Here is a 22,374-nt window from a genome sequence, read left to right on the forward strand (position 1 = left end):
AAATCCTCCTCTGAGGGCTGTTAAGGACGGTCTTCTTCGTAGAATCGTGGCTATGGCTTCCGACGACTACACCGACTACACCCATCCCGAACAGCATCCCACCGATCATGCCCAGACCGGCCGTGACATGCTCTTCGACCGGGTGCCCCCGCATGACGACGATGCGGAGATGGCCGTCTTGGGCGGCATGCTCATGAGCAAGGATGCCATCGGCGAGGTCAGCCAGATGATTGACATATCCGACTTCTACCAGCCCAAGCACCAGACCATCTACGAGGCCATCGTCACCCTCTTTTCGGCCTCCCAGCCGGTGGATGCGGTCCTGGTGGCCAACGAGCTGCTCAAGTCCGGCGACTTGGAGAAGGTGGGGGGCACTGACTATCTGCACTCTCTGGTGGCCTCGGTTCCTACAGCCGCCAACGCCACCTACTATGCGGAAATCGTCCACCAGCGGGCCATCCTGCGCAATGTGATCGCGGCCGGCACCAAGATCGCCCAGCTGGGCTACTCGGCCGAGGGCTCCCAGGCCGAGGACATCGTCAACCTGGCTCAGGCCGAAGTCTACGAGATGAGCGTGGGCAGGGTCCGACAGGATTACGAGGCCATCGGTCCGGTCGTCCATGACACCCTGGACCAGTTGGACAAACTGCAGAACGGCGACATGGAGCGGGGCGTGCCCACCGGCTTCAAGAGCATCGACGACGTGACCCAGGGCCTGCAGCCCGGGCAGATGATCGTGGTGGCCGGCCGCCCCGCCATGGGCAAGTCCACCCTGGGCATCGACTTCGCCCGCGCTGCGGCCCTCCACAACAACATGACCACGGTGGTCTTCTCCCTGGAGATGAGCAAGACCGAGCTGGCCCAGCGCATCATCTCGGCCGAGACCGACATCCCCCTGGTGGCCCTGCGTCGGGCGGACGACATCACCCCCGAACGCTGGAACACCCTGAACACCTTCTGGAGCAGACTCCAGGATGCCCCGCTCTTCCTGGATGATTCGCCCAACATGAGCCTGATGGAGATCCGCGCCAAGTGCCGTCGGCTCAAGCAGACCAACGACCTGAAACTGGTGGTCATCGACTACCTGCAGCTGATGACCTCGGGCAAGCGGGTCGAGTCCCGCCAGCAGGAGGTCTCCGACTTCTCGCGCGCCCTGAAGCTGCTGGCCAAGGAGCTGGAGGTGCCGGTGGTGGCGCTGAGCCAGCTCAACCGCGGCCCTGAGATGCGCAACGACAAAAAGCCCATGCTCTCCGACCTGCGCGAGTCGGGATCCATCGAGCAGGATGCCGATGTGGTCTTTCTGGTCCACCGGCCGGACTTCTACGACAAGGAGGACCGCCCGGGGGAGGCCGATATCATCCTGGCCAAGCACCGCAACGGCCCCACTGACACCTTCAAGCTGGCCTTCCTGGGCGAGAAGTCCAAGTTCAAGGACATGCCCCAGGACTACCAGCAGGGAGGGGTCTGATCATGCGTTCAACGGCTTCCAAGACGCAGCCTGCCGATCAGCCGGGTCGTTCTTCCCGACGCTGGCGTTCGCTCCTGGCCCTTCTGGTTGGCAAGGCTGTGCGCCTCGTTTCGCGTCTGTCCCATCACGGCGGTTCGGCGCTGCCTGGCAAGGTGGTCGAGCGGATTGACCCGGGCTTCCTGGCCAGGACCTTGTCGGAGCTGCCCCGTGGTGTGGTCCTGGTCTCGGGGACCAACGGCAAGACCACCACCACCAGGATGGTGGCCTCCATGCTGGAATCCCTGGGTCTCAAAGTCTTCACCAACCCGACCGGGTCCAACTTCACCCGCGGCGTGGTCTCGGCCTTGGTTTCTGCACTGGGGCTGTCCGGCCGGCTGCATGCTGATATTGCCGTTCTGGAGCTGGACGAAGCCTATGCGGTTCACTTTGTGCGACAGGTCAAGCCCCGCTACGCCCTCCTGCTCAATGTCATGCGTGATCAGCTGGACCGGTTTGGGGAAATCGATACTACTGCCCGGCTGCTGGGTCAGGTGGCTCAGGCCACCACGGGCACGGTGGTCCTCAACCGTGAGGATCCGCGCATCGCTAGGTTGGCCGCTCAGACACCGGCCCAGACCGGCGTGGCCTACTTCGGTCTGTCAGACGATCTGCTGACCTATTTCCCCACTGATGACGACATGCATGCCTCGGATCGGGAGTCTGACGGTGCCGGTGCGGACAATGTTTCCCGTTCGTTCCGTCCCGGCCATCGGTTGCCGGCCGAGGCGACCCTGGAGCGAGTCATGGAACACAGGGCCGCCTTCCGCCTGGATGGTCGGCTTCTGGAGACCGATTTGCGTCTGGAGGGCGTCTACAACTTCTACAATGCGGCCGCTGCTCTGGCGTTGGTGAGGGTCGTGCTGGAAGACAGGGAGCCTGATGATGCAGCGCTCATGGATGCCCTGTCCAAGGTGACGCCCGCCTTCGGGCGTGGAGAGGTCATCACCTACCAGGGCGCGCCGGTCGAGCTGGTCCTGGTCAAAAATCCCATGGGCTTCCGTCTGGCCCTGTCCTCCTTCAACCCTGTCGGTCAGGACACCATGATCGGCATCCGTGACGAGTATGCGGACGGGCGTGACATGAGCTGGCTCTGGGATGTGGACTTCACCTCGCTCAGAGATACCGGCGTGGCCATGGTTTCCGGCACCCGGGCCTATGACATGGCCCTGCGCCTGGCCTATGACCAAGTGCCCACTGAGGCAATCGAGACCGACTTGGATCGGGCGCTGACAGCCTTCCTCAAGGCGCACCCAGGGCGTCCTAAGCGGATCTACTGCACTTACACGTCTATGCTCCGGCTTCGGTCCGCCCTCGGCAGGATCACGAGTGTGGACGATGCCGGGGTGGGCGCATGAGCGAGAGAATCAAAAGGAGCGCAGGAATGCCGCAGACACAGGATAAGGCCGAGGCTGCGGGAAACCGTCCGCCGCTGCGGATTCTTTCCCTCTACCACCGTGATATGAACATCTATGGGGATTCAGGGAACATACTCAGCGTGATCCGCAGGGCTGAGCTGTACGGGTTCCGTCCCTTGGTCCGATATTACGATCCCGGCGATGCGTGGCCGGAGGGAATCGATATGATTCTGGGCGGCGGAGGCCAGGACCATGGCCAGGAACGGATTATCGACGACCTGCATAAGCGGAGCAGGCTGCTGCGTGATCTGGCCGACCAGGATGTGCCCATGCTGATGATCTGCGGGCTCTATCAGCTTTTCGGCCACTATTTTGAGACCTCCGAGCATGAGCGTCTGGAGGGGGTCGGCATCCTTGACGCGCACACCGTTGCCCAGCCCGATCGGATGATCGGCAACCTGGTGGAGCAGGCACAGGACTTCGGCAGGGTGGTCGGCTACGAGAATCACTCGGGTCTGACCTATCTGGGGAAGGGGACCCAGCCCCTGGGCACGGTGGCCGAAGACGGCCGCGGCAACAATGGCAAGGACCACACCGAGGGAGCCCGATGGAAGAAGATCATCGGCACCTACATGCATGGGTCATTGCTGCCTAAGAACCCGGCCATCACGGACTTCCTTATCAAGGGAGCAGCAGAAAGACGGTATGGTAAGGGCACCCTCGCCCAGATGCAGGCGGCCATGGACCAGAAGAGCCGGAGCGAGCTGGAGCGTCTGGACTCTTTGGCAGATCAGGCCAGCCGCATCGCTGCGTCAAGGCCCCGATGAGAGGAAGCCTGTTCCGGCGAGCTCTTGATCGAGGGATGGCAGTCAGCGCCAGTGAAAGGGCCCGGACCGTCCGTCTTGTCATAGTGTCGAGCCGGATCGGTCAAGGATATTCGTCTAGACTGTAGAAAGAGACGGCCGTTCGTCTCTCAGCGGTCAACAGGGCCCGGTACATCGAGGGCTTATGAATACTTGGAGGCATATCATGTCGGATTTGCATATAGGTGATGGATTGCACAAGGTGCTTCTGGCTGGCATCGGAGCGCTGGCCACAGGGGTGGAGAAGAGCCAGGAGGTCGTCGACAGCCTGGTCAAGAAGGGCGAGCTGACGGTCGAGCAGGGGAGGATTCTCAATACCGAGCTCAAACGCAACAGGCAGAACCGTCCTGCTCCGGCTCCAGCCGCTGGCGCGCCCAGGCCAGCAACTCATGTTGCCCCCTTCCGTCCTGACCAGGAGCCGCAGGCGCCAATTCCGGATCGCCGGCCCGGGTCCATCCCCATCACCTCCAATGATCCCATCGCGGGCCAGCAGGGCTGAAGGCAGCCAATCGCTGTCGGCGTCGGTCATCTGCACCGGGAGGTCCCGTGCCGGTCGGCCATGTGGGCAAAGGATGCGGGTGAGCAGTGAGCATGGATGCCATGAATGGACATGATGCCCAGGTGCAGACCATTGGCCTCTTCGGGGTTGGAACGGGAGCGCACCAAGGGGCGGCAGGAAGGATCCGGCACAGGCGTGGCAGGGTCCGCCGATTGGCGGAGATGATTCGCATCGCCAACCGGTTCGACATCATCCACGGTCTGACCCCGGTCACCATGCGTCGCATGTTCGAGGCGCTTGGGCCCACTTTCGTCAAGGTGGGCCAGATTCTCTCCATGCGTTCTGAGATCCTGCCGGAGGCCTTCTGTCGTGAGCTTTCCAAGTTGCGCGCTGATGCGGATCCCATTCCCTATTCTGTGGTGACCAGCACCCTTGCCGCCGAGTATGGCCGTCCACTCGACCAGATCTTCTCCTCGATAGACTCTGTTCCTCTTGGCTCGGCCTCTCTTGCGCAGGTGCATCGGGCGCGCCTGGTGAGCGGGGAGGACGTGGCCGTCAAGGTCCAGCGCCCGGGAATTCAAGAGACCATGGCCCAGGACATCGACATTCTGCGTAGCATGGTCAGGTGGGCCTCGCGGTTCGTCCGCAGCAGCCAGGTGGTGGACCTGCGCGGGGTGGTCGAAGAGCTCTGGGAGACCTTCCAGTCCGAGGTCGACTTCCAGCAGGAGGCTGCGAATCTGGCGGAGTTCAAGGATTTCTGCAACTCCTATGCCTATATCGACTGTCCGAAGCCCTATCCCGGGCTCTGCACCAGGCATGTGGTGGTGATGGAGTACATCGACGGGATATCCCTTTCACGGCCCGCGCAACTGGTAGCCCAGGGCTATGACCTGAGGGAGATCGGCACCAAGCTTGTCGACAACTATGCCAGTCAGATCATGGACCGGGGCTTCTTTCACGCTGATCCGCACCCTGGCAACATCATCATCCGCGATGGCTGTATTGTGCTTATCGACTTGGGGATGGTCGGCCGCCTGGACAAGGTGACCAAAGCGGCCTTGAAGGACATGATTTTCGCAGTAGGGCGCGAGGATTCACCGGCCCTGGCCCAGGGCCTGCTCCGCTTCGCCGGCACCGGAGAGGCCAGGGCCGAGGACTACCCCTATCTGCTGGCCGATCTGGATGCTGTCGTCCAGCGGTTCGGCAAGCTGGACCTGGCCGATCTTGATATCGCCGAATACGTCAATGCCGTCATGAAGCTGGCCGCCCGGCATGGCATCAAGGTGCCAGGGTCGGTCACCATGGTGGCGCGGTGCCTGGTCACCCTTGAAGGACTCCTGGATGAGTTCCTGCCCGAGGCCAATATCGTGCAGATCATAGCCGACCATGTCGCCTGCAGCCAGGGCGCAGGGTCAAGGCTCAAGGAAGAGACCCGGAAGCTGGGCGCCCAGGGCGATCTGGCCCTGCACGGCCTTCTGGGCGCCTTGGCCGAGTCTCAGACTGCAGCCAGGATGCTGACCCGGGGCCAGCTTCGGGCCAACGTGCAGCTGGTGGGGTCCGAGGAGCCCCTGCAGCAGCTGTCCGACATGGTCAACAGACTGACTATGGCCCTCATTGTCGTCGGCCTCTATGTGGGCTCTTCAATCGTCTACTTCGCCCGCATCAAACCAGTGGTCTTCGGCATTCCGGTGGTCAGTATGCTGGGATACGTGGTGGCCTTCATCCTTTCGGTCTGGATAGTCCTGGACATCCTGATCAAGCATCGGGCCCTCAAGCGTCGGCGACGCAACGGTGAAGCCTAGACTGAGAGCCCGCCCATCCTGCACAGATACAGATACTGTCTGATGCTGAATCAGTTGGCGAAGTCCTCCACGGTCTCGGGGGATTCGTGGTTCATGAAGGCGGATTTGCCGGTATCCATGGCCCGCAGCCGGTCCATCTCCTGGTCGCTGAGCTGGAAGTCCCAGATGTCAAGGTTCTCGCGCATGCGCTCGCGGTGGGTGGTCTTAGGAATAACGATGACCCCGTCCTGAACCAGGAAGCGCAGGGCCACCTGGGCCGCGGTCCGGCCGTGTGCCTGCCCGATCTCGGTGAGGGTCGGGTTGGTGAACATACCCTGGCGTCCCTCGGCGAAGGGTCCCCAGGATTCGATCCGGGTGCCGTACTTGTCCATGTAGGCACGTTCCTGGGGGCGTTGGTGGAAGACATGGGTCTCCAGCTGGTTGACGGCGGGGACGATTCTGTTGAACTTGACCAGGTCCACATAGCGGTCGGCATAGAAGTTCGAGACGCCGATGGCCCGCAGGAGACCTTGGTCATAGAGGTCCTCAAGGGCATGCCAGGCTGCGTAGTAGTCGTTGAAGGGCTGGTGGAGGAGGACCAGGTCCAGGTGGTCCGTGCCCAGCTTCTTCATGGACTCCTCGACCGAGACCTTGGTCTTGTCGTATCCGTAGTTGGTGATCCAGACCTTGGTGGTCAGAAAGACCTGGTCGCGGTCGAGGCCGCTCTGGGCCAGGGCATCTCCAACGGCCTGCTCGTTTCCATAGGCTTGGGCCGTGTCGATGGCCCGATACCCTGCCTCCAAGGCATCCATGACGGAACGCCGGTACTCGTCGTGGTCGGCGATCTGGTAGACACCGAAGCCCTCCATGGGCATGAGGACACCGTTGTTGAGCGTGACGGTCGGGATTGATGTGGATTGAGTCTCGTGCAAGGTCAGGCCTCTTCTCTGATACCGATGGGGCGGAGCGGATGATGGAACCGCTTTGCCCTTTTTGTCCACCATATGCCTGTGAAGCCACTCGAAGTCAAATTGACGACCCTGGTTTTACATTCCGGTGATGCTAGCGTGGATGGTGACATACCTGACGGCGGGAGGCGATGATGAGGTCCAAGGGACATTCGATTGGCAAGGTCGCCCTGGGTTTGAGTCTCGGGGCGCTGGGGGCATGGTGCTGGGCCCTGGCACCGGGGCTTTCGGTGGTCGCGGGCAGGAGACGGCCGACGAGCCTCTCCTGCCGTCCATATGCTCATAGGGGATTGCACGATGCCGGGTCTGGTATGGATTCGGACGAGCCCGGCGCAGCGCGGACGGCGTATCTGAACCGGGTCCACGAGTGTCTGCAGGTCGAATCAGCAAGATCGGCTGGCAGGCATGCATCGTCGGGGAGACCGGAGAAGGTCGCCATGGCAGTGGCTCCGGAGAACTCCTTGCCTGCCTTCGAGGCCGCATGTGAAGCCGGCTATGGCATCGAGTTGGACGTCCACCTCAGCCGCGACGGCCAGGTGGTGGTCATCCATGACGGGGACCTAAAACGGGTGGCGGGTGTCAATTGTGCCGTGGCGGACCTGACCTATGCGCAATTGCAGCAGATTCCCCTCTACCCTAGGGAAAACGCGACGGATGGCCCCGATGACAGGGGCCCGATGCATGCCGATCATGTCGGAGGTCGAGGCGGGCAGACAGCAGATGGGGAGGTAGGGAATCCTGAAGCCCCGCACGTACCCCTTCTGTCCGAAGTGCTTGCGCTGGTGGATGGCCGGGCGCCCCTGATCGTCGAGATCAAGATGGATGGCGGATTGGACAGGGAGCTCATGAGCAAGACCGATGCCCTCCTTTCCGCTTATCGCGGGGACTATGTCATCGAATCCTTCAATGTCCTGGCGCTTGCCTGGTATCGGGCCCACCGGCCCGAGGTGATCCGAGGGCAGTTGGTGGCCCCATACCACGGTCGGGTGGACTCCTTCGATTCGGCCCTGCGGTGGATTGCCGGCTCCCTCCTCTTCAATTGGCTGGGCCGGCCGGACTTCGTGGCCTGCGAGTGGCATGGCGGCCACTCTGTGCCCATGCGCCTCTACCGATTCCTCGGCGGGGTCCCAATCGCCTGGACCATCCGTTCCGAACAGGCCCAGGAGACCGCCGGCCCGGATTTCGACGGCATCATCTTCGAGTCCTATCTGCCCAAGAACTGAACCAGCCGTAGAGACCGGAGATCAGGGCGGCCAGGGCCATCGCGCACAAGGCCATGATGAGGAAGTAATCGTATGGCAGGGGCACCATGTCCATGTCGACCTGCTTCGACAAGGCCCTGAAGATGATTGCCAGCACACCCACCATGGCCAGGGCCGAGAGAAGGGTGGCCGAAAGGGTGTCAATCACCGATTCCCAGACGGAGGCGCGGACCAATGTTCCGCGTAAAACACCAGCGGCATGCATCCTGCGATTTTCCTGACGGCGCTCGCTGACGGCGATGGCGCAGGATTGGACCAGGAAGATGGATGTGAGGATGACGGCTCCACCCACCATCTTGGGCAGGGCCCGTTGCACCTCCTGGGACCTGCCTATGTCATACCTGATGTGCTCTTTCCTGGTGCGCGCCTTGATGTCCTTATGGTCCCATGAACCGTTGAGCCGACTGGCCAGGTCGTCCGTCTGGACTCCCGGGGCGGCCTTGACCAGGGTGGTCAGTCCCCTGGGGTCGGGTGCCAGATCAATCAGGCCGGTATCCGTACTCAGGTATTGCTCCGTCTGCCCTGTGGGGGTCATGTCAACTACGGCGGTGATGGTTACTGTGTGGCGTCGGTTGTTCTTGTCGACCAGGTCCAGCTTGTGCCCCAAGGGGTCCTGCTTGTTGTGGTACAAGGACCAATTCGGGGTGACGGCAATCCTGCCCGGGCCCAGGTCGTCAGCGGATCCCTTGACGAAGTTGGGGCTGAGTTTGTCGGTGGCATTGCCAGCCTTGTTGATGTGCATGGTCGTGATGGCGGGAAGGTTGTCCGTTGCCTCCTCATCATCGGCCGCGCTGGTTCTGCCTTCTTCCACCCTCCAGACATCCTTGCTGTAGGTGACGGCGGATTCGATGTCTGATGAAGACTGAAGTCGCCGGTCCAGGTCCCCTGTCCGTTCGCTTCCTGCACTGATCACGACATCGGCCGCGACCGGCTTGTATCGGTCGATGGCTGAGTTGGCCCAGCTCGTTCTGGCCATGCTCAGCATGCCGGTCATGATGACCAGCATCAGGATGACGGGCAGGGCTATTGCAGTGGAACTGCGGCTTTCCTTGTACGCTCTTTGCCTGGCCAGGAGGCCGGAACCGTGGGAGATGAGCTGAAAGGGGATGCCTATCAGATTGTTGCAGGCAGACACCAGGACGGGGGCCAGAGCGCCGACGGCGACAAGCATGCAGCCGGTGGCAGCCAGAATCTGACTCTCCACATCCATGCTGTGGAAGTTGTGGAAGACCAGGACCAGGCCGCCGACCAGGCCTGCCAGGGCGGTCACCAGGCGCAAGGGACCGATTGGCTTGGCTCCCGCCCGGTGCTCCGAGGCCTGCATGGCCTCGATGGGAGATATGGATGTGATCCTCCTGGCGGCGAACCAGGCCCCTACCAGGCAGGCCAGAAGGATGCCGCCGAAGGAGATGAGTGCCCCCTCGGGATGGGGCCGGGCAGTCATGCTCAGCTGTTCGAGACCCGAGTTGATGAGGGACTTGGCGAAGAAGGGAACCAGGGAGCAGCCTGCCGCACTGCCGATCAGGTCGGCCAGGCCCAAAGGAATGATGAACTCCAGCAGACAGATCAGTCGCACCAGCCTGGGGGAGGCTCCGGAAAGACGCATCATGGCATACTCGCGCCGGCGACGTTCAATCAGGAATCCTACGGAGGTGATGACCAGGAAGATCGAGATGAACCCACAGACACAAGCGGCCATGATGGACAGCTGTTTGGCAGCTTCCTGTGCGCTCTGTGCCATTGTGCGGTCGAAGACGCTCAGGGTCTGCATGTCCGGCATCCCGTCGCCCATCCGCGCGGCCAAGGCGACCTGGACCCAGGCACTGGTCAGCGCAGATGAGGCAATGACCGCCAGGACCATGACCGTGTAAGAGGCTCGATGCTCATGGAGGAGGGATGAGACCAAAGAAAGCAGATCAGGCCTCCTGACGGTTCCGGTTCTGGTTCCGGCATTTGGGTATGGTGCCCTGTTCGTCCTCGTCGTCTGCATAGCCGGAGTCCCTCCATCCGATTTCCATGGGTCCGTCTCATCGGGGGCATCCCGATTGTTCGGATACCACCATTCGAGCACAGAAAGGACCGCCCCTCAGGGTGTTTTCGGGGTCGGATCAGTGATGAATCAGGGTACCTGATTACAGCAGGAAATACGGCATGGAGATGCCGGGCATGCTCGGATGGGCAAAAATCTGTCAGCTAAGGCCGTTCGCGGGTTGGCTCTTGGAAGGCTGGGACTCTGGGTCGCTCGGTCGTTACATGGAAACAAATCGGAGAGGAACTGGCAGGGATGGCATTCGTACTATCCCGAGGCCGGCTATTGGGGATCCTGATTGTGCTCATCTGAGTGGAAGAAGTGGGTTATTCTCTTTTTCAGATTGGCGTTATGCAGAATTTCCGACGACTGGAGGGAGACGGAGCCGGCTATCCTGCCACCGAGCTCCTTGGCCTGGTTCAGGGCCTGGTCACCAAGGTCGCGGGCATTGTCCACGCCTCCCTTGGTCCGGTCAAGGGCCTGGCCGCTCAGATCCCAAGCGGTGCTTACGCCTTTCAGGGTCTTTCCTAGAACCTGCCCGCCGATGTTGCGTGCGGTATCGACGCCCTCCCTGCTTGTTTCTATGATCTGGGACGTGGTATCACGGGCTGCATCCAGCCAGGGTCGGGAGGTGAGGGGGTCGCTGCTCCGGTCCAGTCCGATGCCCTGGCCGAATTCCGCCATGTCCTGCTTGATCAGGTTGCAGTAATCAACTATTCGTGGCGACTGTTGGGGGTGGAGCAGAACCTCCTTGTTGGCTTTTTCTGCTGTCTGATCAAGTTGCTTGAGTAGATGGTCGGCATTCTCTGAAATGACACGGACACGGTGTTCACGCGCGGTCTTCACCGCCTGGCGGTGTTGGTCGAGTTCATCGGGTTCCACCTGGGCGACCCGGTCCAGTTCCAGGATCGTGCTGGCATCCTGCAGTTGGAGTGATCTGGCCAGGACGGCCAGCCACTCATTGATCTGATCCCGGTAATTCCCCATGTCGGTGCCCAGGTCATGGACCCCTGATCCATCACCTATCTTCTCGGTGATGACATTGATTTGGCGGATTGCGTAAGCCTGCGTCTGGGCGATGGCCAACGACGTGGCCTGCACCTTGTCCCAGGTGGTCTGTGAAACGTGCCCGATCTGGTTGCGCGCGGCCAGGGCATCTTCGATGACCAGGTTGACCCCGACCATGTTGGTCAGGACCGTGTCCCGCTGGGCGCGCAGGATGTCGTCCACATGCTTGTCGATTCTCCGCAGGTACTCCACCATGGCCTGCATGGTCTGTTGAAGCTCATACTGGGTTATAAGGGCACCGATGTTGGTCAGCATGACCGGAGAAAGGGCGGATTTCCAACCGTCCAGGAACCGCTGCCCACCCTGGGCCTCCTCGCCATCCTTCACCAGGACCGTGCCTGCGGACAGGCCCGTACGCTGGTCCCGGTGCAGGTCATATTGGCTGAGGGCTTTGGGGACCTTCCCGTCTTGCCTGACCCATTTGCCGGATAAAGCCCTATCGCCAAGGACCTGAGCGACCATTCCCGATAGGTACCCTCGGTCGGTATGGGGATTGATGGGCTCGGCCAATGATTGCAGATGGTGCGACTGCAGGAACCCGTCGATGGCTTCGAGGTCCCCCAGTATTGCCATGCTGTCGCCGTCGTCGATGACCTGTATTGATTCAACCATGATCGGCCTCTCCCCGGGCAATCGTGACTATTCGACCCCTAGGGGAAGCCTATCATCGCAAGTCGGGAAAAGGGGAGATTGAACGGCGTTCTGTCTACTTATAAAAAACGGTGGGGATCGTCAATGCGTGACGATCCCCACCGAAGAAAGAACGGAATCAGTCGATGACGCCGTAAAGGCGGTCGCCGGCATCGCCCAAGCCGGGCACGATGTAGGCGTGCTCGTTCAGCTTCTGATCGACTGCGCAGACCACCACTTTGAGGTTGATGGAGGGGTCCATCTCCTCCTTGAGTCGGTTCAGGCCCTCGGGAGCGGCCAGAATGTTGATGGAGGTCACGTCCTTGGCGCCGCGTTCGGCCAGGTATTTGGTGGCGGCGATCAGGGTGCCGCCGGTGGCCAGCATGGGATCCAGCAGGAAGCACTGACGGCCGGAGAGGTCCTCAGGCAGGCGGTTGGCGTAGGTGATGATGTCCAGGGTGTTCTCGTCGCGCTTGAGACCGAGGAATCCGACCTCAGCGGTAGGCAACAGACGGGTCATGCCGTCAAGCATGCCCAGCCCGGCACGCAGGATGGGAACAACCATGGGGCGCGGGGAGCAGAGCTTCTTGCCCACCATGGGAGCGACAGGGGTCTCGATGGGGTGATCCTCTATGTCCAGATTGCGGGTGGCTTCGTAGGCCTCAAGCATGACCAGTTCGCTGATCAGCTCGCGGAAAGTGTTGGAAGGGGTGTTTTTGTCCCGCAGTACGGTCAGCTTATGCTCGATCAACGGGTGTTCCAGTACGTGAAGTTCCATACCTCTCAGCGTAGCTCAGCGGGTCGGCTTCTGGTAGCGACCGGCAAGCCATGCTGTTTTCGATTCGGGAATGGAAATGAAAACGCCGAACCATGTAAGCGCCTGTCGGCGCAAACGCCGCTCGCAGCGGCAACAAACGGAGCCCGGGGCTTAGCCATGGTCCGACGCAGTCTCCATTGTAGGGCATGCCAGGGTCTGATCTGCGCTCGCGACGCGCTTACGCTTCCGGCTTGAAAGGGTGGCGGGTTCTACTCCAGCCGTCCTCGCCGCCAGAGCGAGGCGCCCTGCATGAAGTCACGGGCCGTCTGATTAAGGGAGTTGACGGTGCGCTGTGCTGCGTCCACCTCCTTGGCCTCCTGACCGTCCAGCTGCCGGCTCTGGGCATCCCGGATGGTGGTCTTGATGCCGCGGGCGATCACGTCGCAGAAGGCTCCGGCCCGTTCCAGGGCTATGGCGAAGTCGCCGGTAAAGGCTCCGGAGAGGATGGAGTCGGCGGTTCGGATGATGTCGTCGGCCTCTGGGGCTTGGTCGACGCCGGCTATGGCTGATGCAGCGGTGTCGGTGGGTTCGCCCAGCCGCCACAGCCGACTGATTCCATCGGCGTCCTTACGCATCCAGCTGCGAAGCATGTAGAGCCGCCAAAGAATGCCGGGCAGGGAGTCGGGGTCGCTGTCGCTCCAGAGCTCAGCCACGACATCCACGCCCTCGCGGTCCACAAGGGTCAGAACCCGTTTTACGATGACGGGGTCGGCGCTGTGGTGGACCCGGTCCAGCAGGGAGGCGGCCGAAACGTGGCTCATCTCGCTGATCTGCTGCGGGTCCATGCCTCCGGAGAGCTGGTCGGCGATGGCCGGATCCAGCTGGCCCGGGCGTGAGGGTCGGGATGCTCCGGTGCCGGACGCCACGAATCCCGTACGGGAAGAGCGGATTGAGGATGAGCCGATTCTGGAGTTGCTGTCAGTAGACAATGGGAGTCACCTTCTGTATGTCGACGATGGTCGGATGATTGGGGTCGCCGGTCAGACTGAGAACGACGGCGTTGCCGGTGGGCATGAAGGGGGAGTCGTCAGGCAGCCGTTTGGACAGTGATCCGCTGGAGCACAGCCCGCGTAGCTTTTCGAAGATGCCGCCCAGGACCGGGCGATGCATGCAGATCATTGTGGTTCGGTTTCCTGTCAGCAGGTCGGCCATCTGCCTGTCCAACCAGCTGTGGGCCTGTTGGGGGCGGCGGTGGTAGGAGGACTCCGTCAGGCAGGCCACCATCTCCATGGGCAGGCCTACCTCGTCGGCGTAGGGTCGCAACGTCTGCACACAGCGGATCCAGGGGGAGGACAGGAGGTGGTCGGGCGCGAAGCAGGCCAGCTCCCGAGCCAGGGCGTAGGAGGTGCCGGCGCCCCTGGGGGTCAGAGGACGATTCGCGTCCTTGCCTGTCCACTCCTTGCGTGCCACTGCCTTGCCGTGGCGGACGATGATCAACTGACGAGCCCGGATGCCGCCCTGCTCCACCCTGTCCACGAAGGCATCCAGTATGGTTCTGTCGCTGGGGTGGGTCAATAGTTTGCGGGCTTCGGAGGCTCCGACCCATCGTATCTGGTCGACTTCCCTGGAATCAGGCCGGTGGATGGGTCCCAGCAGTGCGCTCTGACCGGCGGCGTGTTCCGAGTCGGTCAGCGTGGCCATCCAGTAACAGATATGTTTGAGCCTGCCGCCCTTGCCGCCCCGGCGTCGGCCCTCGTTGTTCAGGGGATATTCGGCATCTCCCAGGTATGGCCCCAGCCGGACAAGACAGCCTGTCTCCTCGCCGACCTCGCGCACGGCCGCACGCAAGTGGGTCTCACGATTCTCCAGCTTGCCCTTGGGCCAGCTCCAGTCGTCGTACTTGGGACGATGGACCAGACAGAGCTCCAGCTCATCGAGGTCGGAGCGTGGGCTGGCTCCCGAGGCCGCCCGGCCGTCGTCGCTGAATTTCATCCATCCCTGGAAGCTTGTGCGCCACCGGTAGAGGATGGCTCCGGCTGCCTCGACCGTCCTGCTCATGGCCGGGTGCCATCCCAATCGTCTGCCTTGGCGGCGGCCATGCTGGCCTGGAGGCGTATCATCATCGCCTGGCCCTGGGGGTTCGTGTGTGACGGTCGATCAGGTACTCCTGCGAGTCGACCAAAGGCTTGCCCTGGTCATCGCGGCTGTGGCGCACGTAGGTGCCGTCGGGCTGCATGTGCCAGGAGCTGGTGGTGTCGGCCATCTGCAGATCCACATAGTCGATCAATCCCTGCACCTGCTCGGGCGCAGTGATGCGGACCAGCGCCTCCACACGGCGGTCCAGGTTGCGGTGCATGAGGTCAGCAGAACCTATCCAGACCTCTGGTCCTGCCAGGGGCCCCTCGCCGATCTGGGGGCCTTGGGAGTTGGCGAAGGCGAAGATGCGGCTGTGCTCCAGGAACCGTCCCAGGATGGAGTGGACCCGGATGTTCTCGCTCAGCCCGGGCACGCCTGGCTTCAGAGAGCAGATGCCGCGCTCCACGATGTCGATGCGGACCCCCGCTTGGCTGGCCCGGTAGAGGGCGTCGATGATCTTTTCGTCCACCAGGGAGTTGACCTTGATCCGTATCCACGCAGGCTTACCGTTCAGAGCGGTCTCTTCCTCGCGGGCGATCCGCTGCAGCAGCCCGGAACGGACCGTGCGCGGAGCTACCAGCAGACGGTGGAAGGAGGACTTGGGCGCATAGCCTGACAACTGGTTGAAGAGCCGGGTCAGGTCCTGCCCCACCACTGGGTCGCAGGTGAGCAGGCCCAGATCGGTGTACTGGCGAGCGGTCTTGGGGTTGTAGTTGCCGGTGCCTACGTGGCAGTAACGACGCAGGCCGTCCTGCTCCTGACGGACCACCAGGGAGAGCTTGCAGTGGGTCTTGAGCCCTACGATTCCGTAGACCACATGGACGCCAGCCCGTTCCAGCTGACGGGCCCAGGCGATGTTGGCCTCCTCATCGAATCGGGCCTTGATTTCGACTAAAGCCAGGACCTGCTTGCCGGCGTGCGCAGCATCCACCAGAGCATCGATGATGGGCGAGTTGCCCGAGGTCCGGTAGAGAGTCTGTTTGATGGCCAGCACCCGCGGATCGGCTGCCGCCTGCTCCAGGAAAGCCTGAACCGAGGTGGAGAAGGAGTCATAGGGGTGGTGAAGGAGGATGTCATGCTCGCGGATTGCAGCAAAGATATCCTGGGCCTGGCTGGATTCCACCTCGGCTATCTGTCGGTTGGTGGTGGGAATGAAGGGGCGAAACTTGAGGTCGGCCCGGTCGATGGACTGTAGCTCGAACAGGACCGTGCAGTCCAAGGGGGCAGGCAGCCGATAGACCTCCTCCTGGTTGACCCGGAGCTTGCTGGCCAGCAGCTGGGAGAGGAAGGGAGAGGCGGAGTCGGAAATCTCCAGGCGGATGGGCGGTCCGAATCGCCGCTGCAGCAACTCCTTCTCCATGGCATTGAGCAGGTTCTCTGCGTCGTCCTCTTCTACGTCAATGTCTTCGTTGCGGGTGACGCGGAAGGAGCGGGCCTCTTTGATGATCATGCCCGGGAAGAGGTATTCCAAGTGGGCGATGATCAGGTTCTCCATGGTGATGAACCCGTAGCGCTCCTCCCGGCCCTCTTCGTCGGTCAGATCGTCCACAGGAACCAGACGGGAGAGGTTGTCGGGAATCTTGACGCGGGCGAAGTGGGTCTTGCCTGAGGTCGGGTTCTCCACCAGGACCGCCAGATTCAGGGAGTTGCCTGAGATGTAGGGGAAGGGGTGGGCCGGGTCGACGGCCAGCGGGGTCAGGACCGGAAAGACCTGGTTGCGGAAGAACTTGGTGAGCCGTTCCTGCTCTTGGCTGCTCAGCTGTGGCCAGCTCAGCAGGATGATGCTTTCGGCGGCCAGATCCGGCAGGATGTGGTCGATGACATAGTGGGCATGCTCGTCCTGGAGCTTATGCGCTTGTTCGGAGATGGCCCTCAGTTGCTGACGGGGACTCATCCCGCTGGCGGCCGTCACAGCGATGCCAGTGTCCACGCGACGCTTCAGACCTGCCACGCGGACCATGAAGAACTCATCGAGGTTGCTGGCAAAGATGGCGGCGAAGTTGGCGCGTTCCAACAGGGGCACGCTCTCGTCTTCGGCCAGTTCCAGCACGCGTTTGTTGAACTTGAGCCAGCTCAGTTCCCGGTCAAAAAAGCGATCCTCAGGCAAGGGCGAGACCGGGTGATCCGAGTGCTTGGATACGTGCCGTGCCTGGCCGTCGGTCTCGGCAATATGCTCCGCGATCTGGCTGCGTAGCAAAGCCTTGGAGGGTGCGTCAAATTTCTGAACCATACCATAGCACTTTATTCGCAGGTGCCGTCCTCTGCAATCGTTGATAACGCTTGTGGATAAATAGGAACGGCCCCCCGCAGGAGGCCGTTCCCACAAGGTCGGTCCAGATGGAATCTCTGCACAACATCATCGTTGCAACGGTCAAGTCTTATACACACGTTCAACGTATCGGTCCTAGTGGCCATACACTTTGTGGGCTTCCGTATTCTCGAACCGTCCTTGTATATGCCATTATGCCAGTTTTCAGGCAGCTGGCAAGCATGCCTGGCAGTTGGGGCGAAGAAACTGGTCTGCTTGGTCTTTTGTGCGATTGCGTGCATTACGGCAGGCTGAATACGCCAAGTTTGGAGGAATCTGTTGCTTCCGTGTGATCATCTGAGGCCTTTCATGGATATGGGCTCAAAAATACTGCAGTTTCAGGCGTGTCGTAATCTCGATGAATTCGTGCACAGTGAGGACGAAGCGATGTGGAGGCATAGGGTCATTCGACCACATAAGCCCGAGGGGCTGGTGCCGACGCCAGGAGGCGGATGTACTGGTTGCCATGACAGCAATGAGCATAGGCAGACCGCCGATGATGGTAAAGGGCGGCATGAAAGGGCGAGAGCCTGACTGGGCCCCGCATTCTTTAAATTCAGTTGGGTTGCCTACTGAACACCGACCAGGGAGAGTGATGGGCGCGGTCCGACAGTTTGATTTTCCAGGATCCTCAGGATCGGATCGCCTGCAAGACGAAGATGCCGTTCGGTTCAAGCAACCCATCCTGTCCGATCGGCGGATTGCGGGCAAAGATGCTGAATATGAGTCCGCCGTGACCGGTTTGGTCTTTCTCTCGGCCTCGGGAGGAATCGGGCTGACAACCATGACGGCTCTGATGGCCAAACAGCTTCGGGACATGGCCTTGTCATGCGCTCTGGTGGATCTGGACCTGGATGGCGGAGGGATGGATGTTCTGGTCGGCATCGAGGGGGCGCCTGGCATGCGGCTTGGGCGAATCCACGCGCCCCTAGGTCGTGTGGATCCTCAGGCACTCCGTGAAGAACTGCCGATCTGGGATGGCATCCCGCTGCTCAGCAATGATCCTTGGAGTGCTCCGCCACAGGGCTGGTGGGACCTGGATGCGGCAGTCAGTGCAATGGCTGGATTTGCTGATCTCTTGCTGATTGATGCCGGTCGGGGCCAGGGTCTGGGTAATCTGCGCTCGCTGAAAGGGTTGCCTTCGCTGTTGATGGTGGACATGACCGTGCTGGGCCTTGCACGGGCGAAGGCGCTTCTCCACGTTCTGAACGGCCGAAGAAGTGCTGGTGATCGCGTCCAAGACAGTCCATTGATTTCATGTAGACCCCCCATGGCTCTGATTGGCATGATGCCTACACAGCACCGGATCAGTCATGGCGTCGACCCGGAACAGGCGGAGGATTTTCTGGGCCGATCGGTGGACGTGGTTCTTAAGCCGCAACAGAAACTGTCGACATCCGTTCTGGATGGACGTGGCCTGGAACGGGTGCCGCGTGCCTACGTGCGGGCCCTTCATCCTTTGGCCGAGCGGATCGCAGGGATGATCGTCGTCGGGGAAAGAACAGGAGAACGGATCTCTTCACGCGAATCGGTTCGGTCTGGAGCTGTCGAATGATCATAGGAAGTGGGGAAAGCAATGAAGATCCATTCCCTGACGACGATTCCGATCAGCCGCCCACTTTCGGGTATTTGGACGGGCTGACGAACGATCCTGCGGTGACCGACATCACAGTGACCGGTCAGGGCAATGTCTGGATCGACCGAGGCGCGGGCATGGAGGAGGTTCTGCTTCGACCTGGATTTGCAGGCCCTCGAGCTGTGAGGGACTTTGCCGTGCAGCTATGCGCTCAGCTGGGACGTCGCCTGGACGATGCCCGGCCTATGGCTGATGCTTCCAGCAGGGAGGGGATCAGAGTCCACGCCGTGCTGGCCCCACTCGTTCCCGAGGGTGCCGCCATTTCCATCAGATTGCCCAACAGACACCCGCCAGGTCTGGAAGAGCTGGCGGCTGCTGGGCTGTGTCCCGCCAGCTGGCTCTTCATCCTTCGGGCGCTGGTGGTCAATCGGGCCAGCATTCTGGTAACCGGAGGCACGGGTGCCGGCAAGACCACATTCCTACGAGCCCTGCTTGGCATGTGCCCGCAGGAGCAACGGCTGGTCGTCGTGGAGGAGGTCCGTGAGCTTGGACGTATCGCCGGCCACAGGAATATGGTTTCCCTGGCTGTCAGAGAGTCCAACGTTGAAGGGGCGGGGGGTGTGGGGCTGGTCGATTTGGTCAAGGCCACACTGCGCATGCGGCCCGATCGGATCATCCTGGGCGAGTGTCGGGGTGAGGAGATAGCTGATCTGCTGCGTGCTTTCAATTCCGGTCATCGGGGTGGCATGGCAACGCTGCATGCTGACAACGTGGAACGCGTCCCTGCCAGGCTGGCGACTCTGGGGTTGTTGGCGGGGTTGCAGCCGAGGGCCCTGGCTGCTCTGGCGCAGGGGGCGTTCGATGCTGTTATCCATCTGGAACGTTCCGGCGGCCACAGACATATCGCTCAAATTGGTCGACTGACAACTGCAGCCGATGGCCGGCTTCTTGGGGAGGCCGTCTGTTCCTGGACGGGTCGAGGGGTCGCTACATATGGAACGGCTTGGTCGAAGTTCGCCAGGCGGTGGGGCATTGTGACCAGCGCCCAGGCGAGCGTTCCGTAGTTGAGGTGGATTATGAATGATGAGACTGCGGCCTGGCTGGCTGCAATGATGACGGCTATTGCCTGTATGGTCTTGCTTGCGCCTAGCGGCAGCGCAGCCGCACGACTGAAGGCCATGTCAGTCAGGCCCTCGAGGCAGTCGGATCGGCCCGGCCTGGCGGTGCTGGTCACTTCCCTGCTGGCCTATGTCGACAATGGAGGCGGTCTGGTAGAGGCTTTCGAGGAGGCATCCGGGCGGCGGTTCGCCACTCAGGAGGTCACGTGGGAACGTGTCATGGTCATGTTGGAGAACCGATGCTTGCCTCAGGAACGGGGGCCGACTTTGACAATTATGGCTCAGGCTCTGATGGCCTGCTATGGGCTCAGCGCCATCCTGGGCTGTCGGGCTTCTGATGGGCTGCGGACCGTGGCAGCTATGCAGAGGCGGCGGGCGGCTCTGGATGAGGCCCGAGAAAAAGCCTTTGCTGTGCCCAGGGCCACGATCCGCCTCTTGTCGACCTTGCCGGTGTTGACCATCATCATGGGGGAGTTCATGGGTGCGCGACCGTTGTCCTTCCTATGTCGCCCAGGCTTGGGAACTATATGCCTGATACTTGGGATGGCCTTCTATGTTCTCGGTCTGGTTTGGATAGATCTGCTGATGAACGATTTGGGCAGGGAGGATCTATGGATCTGAAACCACTGATTGCCGCTCTGTCGACCATACTGGCCTTGCTGTTGGTGGAATCCGACGGCCCGGGTGATCGATTAGCCGATGAGCAGGTCTCCACGCCATCCTTGAGCCTGGTATTGGCCTTGTTGGGAGTCGCTGTTCGCCAGGGGGCCTCCCTGCCCAGGGCCCTGGGTGTGGTTGGCGGGCTGCTGCCAGGCCCTTATGGGCTTCGGATGGTTCGCGTGGCTCACCTGCTCGGACGTGGCAACGGATGGGATCTGTCCTGGTCGGGAGCGATCGGGGATCCTGATTATGGGCAGTCCATGCGAGTCCTGGCTGACTGTCTGGAGCCGTCCTGGCGTTTGGGATCATCACCTCTGACGCGGATCGAGACGACTTTGCGCCAGTTGGATCACCATGCACGCAGCGTGCTGGCCCGGGCCACGGCGACGATAACCGTCAGGCTGCTGGTGCCGACCGGGCTGTGCATTCTGCCGGCCTTCGTGCTGATCGGAGTCATCCCCTGCATTGCGGCCTTCGTGGGCGGGATGTCCTGAGGGCATGGAGTCCATGCTGACACAGTTGTCCACAGGTTGTCGATGCAGGTCCACTCGTCCACATGCATCTGACAAGGAGACAGAAAGGGTCTGGGGCGGGCAGAGTGAAAGGTATCGGATGCCGATTCTATGAGGAACGGCCATTCGCCGGGGCGGGGAAGACAAGGAAAGGCAAAGGTGAGAACGATGACATATTCACAGGAGGTTGCGACGGCCTTCCATCTGCAGACCAGACAGGCAGGAGGGCAATTGGTGCCAACTGAGACATGGACTGCTGCCAGTGCCGGATCCCGGTGGCTGCAAAGAATGAGGCAGCGTTCCAACCGATTCATGACGGCTCTGTACATTCGCATCAGCCAAGCTATGGACTCTGCAGTGGGTGCTCTGCGTGCGCGGATGGGTGTGGTGCTGGCCAGGCCTGAATCGGGGGCCATCACTGCTGAATACGCCGTGATCATGGTGGCAGCTGCCACGTTGGCTGGCGTATTGCTGGCCATCGTCAAATCCTCTTCCACGCGTACTTTGCTGATGGGTTTGGTGAAGAAGGCGCTCAGTGCCGCTGGCTGAAAGACGGTTCGAGTGGAGACGACGGTGGCGATCCGATGACGGTACGGTAACGGCCGAGTTCGCCATCGTTCTTCCCGCCGTCATGGTTCTGGCTCTCTTACTGCTGACGCTGACCCAGACGATCAGAACCGGCATGGTTTGTCAGGATGCGGCTAACGCGGCTGCCAGAGACCTGATCGTCACCCGGAGCAAGGGTGATCCCCAAGGGCTGGTGCATCGGATGGCCGGTCCGCATGCTCAAGTGAAGTTGAGCCCATCGGCCGGGCAGACGACAGTCAGGGTGTCATGCCCAGTGGTTTCCGGCCCCATGGGCGTGCTGCCTGCGCAGGTCCACGGCGATGCCGTGGCCATATTGGAGGAATGAGTCATGTTCGGACATGTCAGGAGGACGCGCGTGGAGCGTACCGGTTCGTGGCTAGGAGGTTCGGATCCTGGCTCTGGTACGGTTTTGGGCATCATGCTGATGGCTCTGGTTGGCCTGAGTCTGGTTCTGGCCGCCCTGCTGGGCAATCTCATGATCTGCCGGACACATGCACGCACCGGTGCCGATGTCTCGGCTCTGGCTGCAGCTTCCGCCCTGGACGAAGGGCAGGCGCAGCCCTGTACTCTGGCCTCCCGGGTTGCCCGTCTCAACCGCGGGGTCCTGACAGACTGCCAGGTGGATGGGAGCGACGTGAAAGTCTCGGTGGGGGTAGACACCGGAGTCTCGATGATGCCGCGTCTGGTCCAGTCTGCCCGGGCAGGGCCTGAGCCCTGTGAATGAGAAAAGGAAGCATGGTCGGAAGCCTTAGGAAGG

20 protein-coding genes are annotated in these 22,374 nt (G+C 61.5%); 13 read left to right on the forward strand and 7 right to left on the reverse strand.

What is annotated here, in order from left to right:
* The first annotated feature begins 127 nt into the window (after positions 1–127).
* The 5 genes from dnaB to J3T92_RS00395 all read left to right on the forward strand — a co-directional run bounded on the left by dnaB (position 128) and on the right by J3T92_RS00395 (position 6,026).
* Positions 128–1,468: a replicative DNA helicase gene (gene dnaB / locus J3T92_RS00375; RefSeq protein WP_198177608.1), complete on the forward strand. Its 1,341-nt coding sequence runs from the start codon at positions 128–130 to the stop codon at positions 1,466–1,468.
* Between the two features lie 2 nt (positions 1,469–1,470).
* The gene (locus tag J3T92_RS00380; RefSeq protein ID WP_267399214.1) at positions 1,471–2,862 is read left to right on the forward strand and encodes a Mur ligase family protein; all 1,392 of its coding nucleotides are present in this window, start codon (positions 1,471–1,473) and stop codon (positions 2,860–2,862) included.
* A 26-nt stretch (positions 2,863–2,888) separates the two neighbouring features.
* On the forward strand, positions 2,889–3,689 hold the full coding sequence (locus J3T92_RS00385) for a type 1 glutamine amidotransferase (RefSeq protein ID WP_267399215.1): 801 nt from the start codon (positions 2,889–2,891) through the stop codon (positions 3,687–3,689).
* Positions 3,690–3,891: 202 nt separating this feature from the next.
* Positions 3,892–4,224 carry a phasin family protein gene (locus tag J3T92_RS00390; RefSeq protein WP_267399216.1) on the forward strand — a complete coding sequence of 111 codons (333 nt, stop codon included), beginning with the start codon at positions 3,892–3,894 and terminating at the stop codon, positions 4,222–4,224.
* Positions 4,225–4,316: 92 nt separating this feature from the next.
* Complete coding sequence (locus J3T92_RS00395; protein WP_220237479.1) at positions 4,317–6,026, forward strand: ABC1 kinase family protein; 1,710 nt, start codon at positions 4,317–4,319, stop codon at positions 6,024–6,026.
* A gap of 50 nt (positions 6,027–6,076) precedes the next feature.
* Here J3T92_RS00395 and J3T92_RS00400 read toward each other — a convergent pair whose 3' ends face one another.
* On the reverse strand, positions 6,077–6,880 hold the full coding sequence (locus J3T92_RS00400) for an aldo/keto reductase (RefSeq protein WP_267400205.1): 804 nt from the start codon (positions 6,878–6,880) through the stop codon (positions 6,077–6,079).
* A 530-nt stretch (positions 6,881–7,410) separates the two neighbouring features.
* Here J3T92_RS00400 and J3T92_RS00405 point away from each other — a divergent pair.
* The gene (locus J3T92_RS00405) at positions 7,411–8,196 is read left to right on the forward strand and encodes a glycerophosphodiester phosphodiesterase family protein (RefSeq protein WP_267399217.1); all 786 of its coding nucleotides are present in this window, start codon (positions 7,411–7,413) and stop codon (positions 8,194–8,196) included.
* On the opposite strand, the gene J3T92_RS00410 is transcribed toward J3T92_RS00405, so the two are convergent.
* From J3T92_RS00410 to J3T92_RS00435, 6 genes are all read right to left on the reverse strand, one after another.
* Positions 8,165–10,141 (reverse strand): ABC transporter permease, encoded by a 1,977-nt coding sequence (locus J3T92_RS00410; protein ID WP_267399218.1) that lies wholly within the window; start codon positions 10,139–10,141, stop codon positions 8,165–8,167. The two genes, J3T92_RS00405 and J3T92_RS00410, sit on opposite strands and share 32 nt — an antisense overlap.
* Before the next feature lie 405 nt (positions 10,142–10,546).
* Entirely contained in the window at positions 10,547–11,944 is a 1,398-nt protein-coding gene (locus J3T92_RS00415; RefSeq protein WP_267399219.1) for a hypothetical protein, read from the reverse strand.
* Positions 11,945–12,101: 157 nt separating this feature from the next.
* Positions 12,102–12,740, reverse strand: a complete 639-nt coding sequence (gene upp / locus J3T92_RS00420) for a uracil phosphoribosyltransferase (RefSeq protein WP_015022561.1) — start codon at positions 12,738–12,740, stop codon at positions 12,102–12,104.
* 248 nt (positions 12,741–12,988) lie between these two features.
* Entirely contained in the window at positions 12,989–13,684 is a 696-nt protein-coding gene (locus tag J3T92_RS00425) for a thymidine phosphorylase (protein WP_267400206.1), read from the reverse strand.
* Positions 13,685–13,697: 13 nt separating this feature from the next.
* Complete coding sequence (locus J3T92_RS00430) at positions 13,698–14,777, reverse strand: NUDIX hydrolase (RefSeq protein WP_267399222.1); 1,080 nt, start codon at positions 14,775–14,777, stop codon at positions 13,698–13,700.
* A 61-nt stretch (positions 14,778–14,838) separates the two neighbouring features.
* Positions 14,839–17,085, reverse strand: a complete 2,247-nt coding sequence (locus tag J3T92_RS00435; protein WP_267399223.1) for an RNA degradosome polyphosphate kinase — start codon at positions 17,083–17,085, stop codon at positions 14,839–14,841.
* Positions 17,086–17,758: 673 nt separating this feature from the next.
* On the opposite strand from J3T92_RS00435, the gene J3T92_RS00440 reads away from it, so the two are divergent.
* The 7 genes from J3T92_RS00440 (at position 17,759) to J3T92_RS00470 (ending at position 22,341) form a co-directional block, all read left to right on the forward strand.
* Entirely contained in the window at positions 17,759–18,718 is a 960-nt protein-coding gene (locus tag J3T92_RS00440) for a hypothetical protein (protein ID WP_267399224.1), read from the forward strand.
* The gene (locus J3T92_RS00445; protein WP_267399225.1) at positions 18,715–19,803 is read left to right on the forward strand and encodes a CpaF family protein; all 1,089 of its coding nucleotides are present in this window, start codon (positions 18,715–18,717) and stop codon (positions 19,801–19,803) included. The genes J3T92_RS00440 and J3T92_RS00445 overlap by 4 nt, the downstream gene beginning before the upstream one ends.
* Positions 19,804–19,815: 12 nt before the next feature.
* Positions 19,816–20,478, forward strand: a complete 663-nt coding sequence (locus tag J3T92_RS00450) for a hypothetical protein (RefSeq protein ID WP_267399226.1) — start codon at positions 19,816–19,818, stop codon at positions 20,476–20,478.
* Complete coding sequence (locus tag J3T92_RS00455; protein WP_267399227.1) at positions 20,469–21,011, forward strand: pilus assembly protein; 543 nt, start codon at positions 20,469–20,471, stop codon at positions 21,009–21,011. Before J3T92_RS00450 ends, J3T92_RS00455 begins: the two co-directional genes overlap by 10 nt.
* Before the next feature lie 186 nt (positions 21,012–21,197).
* Complete coding sequence (locus J3T92_RS00460) at positions 21,198–21,578, forward strand: DUF4244 domain-containing protein (RefSeq protein WP_267399228.1); 381 nt, start codon at positions 21,198–21,200, stop codon at positions 21,576–21,578.
* Positions 21,565–21,942 carry a TadE family type IV pilus minor pilin gene (locus J3T92_RS00465; RefSeq protein WP_267399229.1) on the forward strand — a complete coding sequence of 126 codons (378 nt, stop codon included), beginning with the start codon at positions 21,565–21,567 and terminating at the stop codon, positions 21,940–21,942. The genes J3T92_RS00460 and J3T92_RS00465 overlap by 14 nt, the downstream gene beginning before the upstream one ends.
* Positions 21,943–21,945: 3 nt before the next feature.
* Entirely contained in the window at positions 21,946–22,341 is a 396-nt protein-coding gene (locus tag J3T92_RS00470) for an Rv3654c family TadE-like protein (RefSeq protein ID WP_267399230.1), read from the forward strand.
* Positions 22,342–22,374: the final 33 nt, after the last annotated feature.

This window comes from Bifidobacterium sp. B4081, assembly GCF_026537335.1.
Taxonomy (GTDB): Bacteria; Actinomycetota; Actinomycetes; order Actinomycetales; family Bifidobacteriaceae; genus Bombiscardovia.

Coding starts and splice junctions, on each gene's coding strand:
- dnaB (WP_198177608.1), top strand. CDS start 128: ATGCTCTTCGACCGGGTGCCCCCGCATGACGACGATGCGGAGATGGCC.
- J3T92_RS00380 (WP_267399214.1), top strand. CDS start 1,471: ATGCGTTCAACGGCTTCCAAGACGCAGCCTGCCGATCAGCCGGGTCGT.
- J3T92_RS00385 (WP_267399215.1), top strand. CDS start 2,889: ATGCCGCAGACACAGGATAAGGCCGAGGCTGCGGGAAACCGTCCGCCG.
- J3T92_RS00390 (WP_267399216.1), top strand. CDS start 3,892: ATGTCGGATTTGCATATAGGTGATGGATTGCACAAGGTGCTTCTGGCT.
- J3T92_RS00395 (WP_220237479.1), top strand. CDS start 4,317: ATGGATGCCATGAATGGACATGATGCCCAGGTGCAGACCATTGGCCTC.
- J3T92_RS00400 (WP_267400205.1), bottom strand. CDS start 6,880: ATGCCCATGGAGGGCTTCGGTGTCTACCAGATCGCCGACCACGACGAG.
- J3T92_RS00405 (WP_267399217.1), top strand. CDS start 7,411: ATGGCAGTGGCTCCGGAGAACTCCTTGCCTGCCTTCGAGGCCGCATGT.
- J3T92_RS00415 (WP_267399219.1), bottom strand. CDS start 11,944: ATGGTTGAATCAATACAGGTCATCGACGACGGCGACAGCATGGCAATA.
- upp (WP_015022561.1), bottom strand. CDS start 12,740: ATGGAACTTCACGTACTGGAACACCCGTTGATCGAGCATAAGCTGACC.
- J3T92_RS00430 (WP_267399222.1), bottom strand. CDS start 14,777: ATGAGCAGGACGGTCGAGGCAGCCGGAGCCATCCTCTACCGGTGGCGC.
- J3T92_RS00435 (WP_267399223.1), bottom strand. CDS start 17,085: ATGGTTCAGAAATTTGACGCACCCTCCAAGGCTTTGCTACGCAGCCAG.
- J3T92_RS00440 (WP_267399224.1), top strand. CDS start 17,759: ATGGGCGCGGTCCGACAGTTTGATTTTCCAGGATCCTCAGGATCGGAT.
- J3T92_RS00445 (WP_267399225.1), top strand. CDS start 18,715: ATGATCATAGGAAGTGGGGAAAGCAATGAAGATCCATTCCCTGACGAC.
- J3T92_RS00450 (WP_267399226.1), top strand. CDS start 19,816: ATGAATGATGAGACTGCGGCCTGGCTGGCTGCAATGATGACGGCTATT.
- J3T92_RS00455 (WP_267399227.1), top strand. CDS start 20,469: ATGGATCTGAAACCACTGATTGCCGCTCTGTCGACCATACTGGCCTTG.
- J3T92_RS00460 (WP_267399228.1), top strand. CDS start 21,198: ATGACATATTCACAGGAGGTTGCGACGGCCTTCCATCTGCAGACCAGA.
- J3T92_RS00470 (WP_267399230.1), top strand. CDS start 21,946: ATGTTCGGACATGTCAGGAGGACGCGCGTGGAGCGTACCGGTTCGTGG.